The sequence below is a fragment of the Phaeospirillum tilakii genome, assembly GCF_042683125.1.
Taxonomy (GTDB): domain Bacteria; phylum Pseudomonadota; class Alphaproteobacteria; order Rhodospirillales; family Magnetospirillaceae; genus Phaeospirillum; species Phaeospirillum tilakii.
The window spans coordinates 1-564 of sequence record NZ_JBHUIY010000125.1; the positions used below are offsets into that span (position 1 = coordinate 1).

The following is a 564-nucleotide window of genomic DNA, read 5'->3' on the forward strand; positions in this document are numbered from 1 at the left end:
CAACAAGGGCGTGGAAGAAGGCGCCGAACTGGTCGTCGACGGCCGCGAGTTCAGCCTGCAGGGCCACGAGAAGGGCTTCTTCATCGGCCCGTCGCTGTTCGACCACGTCAAGCCCGAGATGGAATCCTACAAGGAAGAGATCTTCGGCCCGGTGCTGCAGATCATGCGCGCCGCCAGCTTCGAGGAGGCGTTGAGCCTGCCGAGCAAGCACCAGTACGGCAACGGCGTCGCCATCTTCACCCGCGACGGCCACGTGGCGCGCGAGTTCGTGCACCACATTCAGGTCGGCATGGTGGGCGTGAACGTGCCGCTGCCGGTGCCGATGGCCTTCAACAGCTTCGGTGGTTGGAAGCGCAGCCTGTTCGGCGACCACCACGCCTACGGCCCCGAGGCGGTGCGCTTCTACACCAAGCACAAAGCGGTGATGCAGCGCTGGCCCGACTCGACCCCGAAGGGCCCGCAATTTGCTTTCCCGCAGAACACGTAAAACCCACGGACGCTGCCCATGAAAGACCCCGCGCTGAGCAACCCTGACCTCGTTCCGACGACAGCCGCTCAACGCAC

General features: G+C 64.7%; 1 protein-coding gene. It reads left to right on the forward strand.

Annotation, left to right across the window (positions count from 1 at the left end; all coding sequences use genetic code 11):
• Positions 1-487, forward strand: a 487-nt coding sequence (locus ACFSNB_RS18810) for an aldehyde dehydrogenase family protein (RefSeq protein ID WP_377319354.1), incomplete at its 5' end; no start/stop codon positions are given.
• Positions 488-564: the final 77 nt, after the last annotated feature.